A 633-nucleotide genomic window follows, 5' to 3' on the forward strand; every position below is an offset into this window, starting at 1 on the left:
ATCGCGCGATGTTAACGATGCGAATGCTGCGAACGATAGAGCCCGAAAGGCCCAAAGTCGATTGCGTTTCCATATGGATACCGGGCGGTGACCGTTGGGCCGGTTCTGGCCTCGACAGCCGCCCACGACCATTTCGCAGTGGAACCGCTATTCGAAACGAGATGACCCGCTGGCTCGGCCGACTTTTCAGCGACCCGGCCTCAAGAGTCTTTACCTGACATAATGTCCCTTATCGGTACTAAACCAATGCGAGATGCCCCAGGCGAATGTGCTCGCAACGCTGCCTCAAACACCATCGCTACCAGCTACCCAGTACGACTTGAATTATGCGGCAAGATATCTGCGCCAAAGCGGTCAAAGGCCCAGCACGCGCCGGAGACCCCGGTCGACTTCGCTCATGATATTTGGCAGTACTTCACCGATCCTATCCGACAGGTCCGTCTTGTTAAGCGTCACGAGCGCAGTCACATTGATGACTGAATCGCATGGAAGCCCAGTCACTGCGGCAGGTAAGAACACATTGCCGGGCATCGCCGCCAGGGCCGTGTTTGAGGTGATCACCGCGGTGAGCACGGTCGCAAGGCGACTGGCGTTGTACGGATCGGCCTGGATGACCAGCACTGGACGGCGCTT

At 57.7% G+C, this 633-nt stretch carries 1 protein-coding gene; it reads right to left on the reverse strand.

All coding sequences use genetic code 11. The annotated features are described in order from the left end of the window. Positions 1–354: 354 nt before the first annotated feature. Positions 355–633 (reverse strand): type II toxin-antitoxin system PemK/MazF family toxin (locus tag F6Q13_RS19490; protein ID WP_293060002.1); only part of this gene is annotated, 279 nt, incomplete at its 5' end.

The sequence above is a fragment of the Mycobacterium sp. genome (genome assembly GCF_008709575.1).
Taxonomy (GTDB): domain Bacteria; phylum Actinomycetota; class Actinomycetes; order Mycobacteriales; family Mycobacteriaceae; genus Mycobacterium.